Below are 2,719 nucleotides of genomic sequence, written 5' to 3'. Positions count from 1 at the left end.
GTACTGGTACGCAGTTGCGAAGCCTGGTCTTGGTCTTAGGCCATGGCTTTCGCAAGCGCGACACCCTGCAATATCCGGAAGAGCAGGTCTACCTGCCGCCACGCTACCGTGGCCGCATCGTCCTGACCCGTGACCCCGATGGCGAAGAGCGTTGCGTAGCCTGCAACCTGTGCGCCGTGGCGTGCCCGGTCGGTTGCATCTCGCTGCAGAAAGCTGAAACCGAAGACGGTCGCTGGTACCCGGACTTCTTCCGTATCAACTTCTCGCGCTGCATTTTCTGCGGTCTCTGCGAGGAAGCCTGTCCGACCACCGCAATCCAGTTGACGCCGGATTTCGAGATGGCCGAGTTCAAACGTCAGGACCTGGTGTACGAGAAAGAAGATCTTTTGATCTCTGGCCCCGGCAAAAACCCTGATTACAACTTCTATCGTGTTGCAGGTATGGCAATCGCTGGCAAGCCCAAAGGCAGCGCGCAGAACGAAGCCGAACCGATCAACGTGAAGAGCTTGCTGCCTTAAGGAAGAACGATGGAATTCGCTTTCTATTTCGCATCGGGTATCGCTGTTGTGTCCACGCTTCGCGTGATCACCAACACCAACCCTGTGCACGCCCTGCTCTACCTGATCATTTCGTTGATCGCCGTGGCCATGACCTTCTTCGCACTCGGCGCCCCGTTCGCCGGCGTGCTGGAAGTGATCGCCTACGCCGGCGCCATCATGGTGCTGTTCGTGTTCGTGGTGATGATGCTGAACCTGGGCCCGGCCTCGGTTCAGCAAGAACGTACCTGGCTCAAGCCCGGCATCTGGGCAGGGCCGGTGATTCTCGCAGCCTTGCTGCTGGCCGAACTGCTGTATGTGCTGTTCGCTCACCAGAGCGGTCAGGCCATCGGCCACACCACCGTAGACGCCAAAGCCGTGGGCATCAGCCTGTTCGGCCCGTATCTGCTGGTGGTCGAACTCGCCTCGATGCTGCTGCTCGCCGCAGCCGTCACGGCGTTCCATTTGGGCCGTAACGAGGCGAAGGAGTAAGACATGCCTGCTATCCCTCTCGAACATGGATTAGCCGTCGCCGGCATCCTGTTCTGCCTTGGTCTGGTCGGCCTGATGGTCCGCCGCAACATTTTGTTCGTGTTGATGAGTCTGGAAGTGATGATGAACGCCTCTGCACTGGCGTTCGTCGTTGCGGGCGCCCGTTGGGGCCAGCCGGATGGACAGATCATGTTCATCCTGGTGATCAGCCTTGCAGCCGCCGAGGCCAGTATTGGTCTGGCGATCCTGCTGCAACTGTATCGCCGCTTCCACACGCTCGATATCGACGCTGCCAGTGAGATGCGCGGATGAACTTAATCTTTCTGACTTTCGTATTCCCTCTGATCGGGTTCCTGCTGCTGTCGTTCTCTCGTGGACGCTGGTCGGAAAACCTCTCGGCGCTGATCGGCGTGGGTTCCATTGGCTTGTCGGCGATTGTCACCGCCTACGTCATCTGGCAATTCAACGTCGCACCTCCCGAAGGCGGTCACTACACCCTGGTGCTTTGGCAGTGGATGGCGGTGGAAGGCTTCAAGCCTGACTTCGCGCTTTACATCGACGGCCTGTCGATCACCATGCTCGGCGTGGTGGTTGGCGTAGGTTTCCTGATCCACCTGTTCGCCTCCTGGTACATGCGCGGTGAAGCGGGTTACTCGCGCTTCTTCTCGTACACCAACCTGTTTATCGCCAGCATGCTGTTCCTGGTACTGGGCGATAACCTGTTGTTCCTGTACTTCGGCTGGGAAGGCGTGGGCCTGTGCTCGTACCTGTTGATCGGTTTCTACTACAGCAACCGCAACAACGGTAACGCCGCACTCAAAGCCTTCATCGTGACCCGGATCGGCGACGTGTTCATGGCCATCGGCCTGTTCATCCTGTTCCAGCAAGTGGGCACGTTGAACATCCAGGAACTGCTGGTGCTGGCACCGCAGAAATTCCAGGTCGGCGATTTCTGGATCACGTTGGCGACCCTGATGCTGCTGGGTGGCGCGGTCGGTAAATCGGCACAACTGCCGCTGCAAACCTGGCTCGCGGACGCGATGGCTGGCCCGACGCCGGTTTCGGCACTGATCCACGCCGCAACCATGGTAACGGCAGGTGTCTATCTGATCGCCCGTACCCACGGTCTGTTCACCCTGGCGCCGGACATCCTGCACCTGGTCGGCATTGTGGGCGGTGTGACGCTGGTGCTGGCAGGTTTCGCCGCACTGGTACAAACCGACATCAAACGTATCCTCGCCTACTCGACCATGAGCCAGATCGGCTACATGTTCCTGGCGCTGGGCGTTGGTGCATGGGATGGCGCGATTTTCCACCTGATGACCCACGCCTTCTTCAAGGCCCTGCTGTTCCTTGCTTCCGGTGCGGTGATCGTTGCCTGCCACCACGAGCAGAACATCTTCAAGATGGGCGGCCTGTGGAAGAAACTGCCACTGGCCTACGCCAGCTTCATCGTCGGCGGCGCGGCGTTGTCCGCCCTGCCACTGGTCACCGCAGGCTTCTACTCCAAGGACGAAATCCTTTGGGAAGCGTTCGCCAGCGGCAACCACGGTCTGCTGTATGCCGGTCTGGTCGGTGCGTTCATGACGTCGCTGTACACCTTCCGCCTGATCTTCATCGCGTTCCACGGTGAAGCCAAGACCGCAGCCCACGCCGGTCACGGCATCGCTCACTGGCTGCCACTGTCGGTG

General features: G+C 59.6%; 4 protein-coding genes. All 4 read left to right on the top strand.

Going from position 1 to position 2,719, the window contains the following annotated elements; all coding sequences use genetic code 11:
* Positions 1 to 518: NADH-quinone oxidoreductase subunit NuoI (gene nuoI / locus ACIOU6_RS27465; RefSeq protein ID WP_401139857.1), on the top strand; the 518-nt coding region annotated here is incomplete at its 5' end.
* Between the two features lie 9 nt (positions 519 to 527).
* Entirely contained in the window at positions 528 to 1,028 is a 501-nt protein-coding gene (gene nuoJ / locus ACIOU6_RS27460) for an NADH-quinone oxidoreductase subunit J (protein ID WP_221730393.1), read from the top strand.
* Positions 1,029 to 1,031: 3 nt separating this feature from the next.
* Entirely contained in the window at positions 1,032 to 1,340 is a 309-nt protein-coding gene (gene nuoK, locus ACIOU6_RS27455; protein ID WP_221730394.1) for an NADH-quinone oxidoreductase subunit NuoK, read from the top strand.
* The coding region (nuoL, locus tag ACIOU6_RS27450) for an NADH-quinone oxidoreductase subunit L (protein WP_401139852.1) at positions 1,337 to 2,719 on the top strand (1,383 nt) is incomplete at its 3' end. The genes nuoK and nuoL, both read left to right, overlap by 4 nt.

The organism is Pseudomonas sp. NPDC087615, assembly GCF_044743445.1.
GTDB lineage: Bacteria > Pseudomonadota > Gammaproteobacteria > Pseudomonadales > Pseudomonadaceae > Aquipseudomonas > Aquipseudomonas baetica_A.
This window is presented reverse-complemented; position numbering and strand designations above follow the sequence as displayed.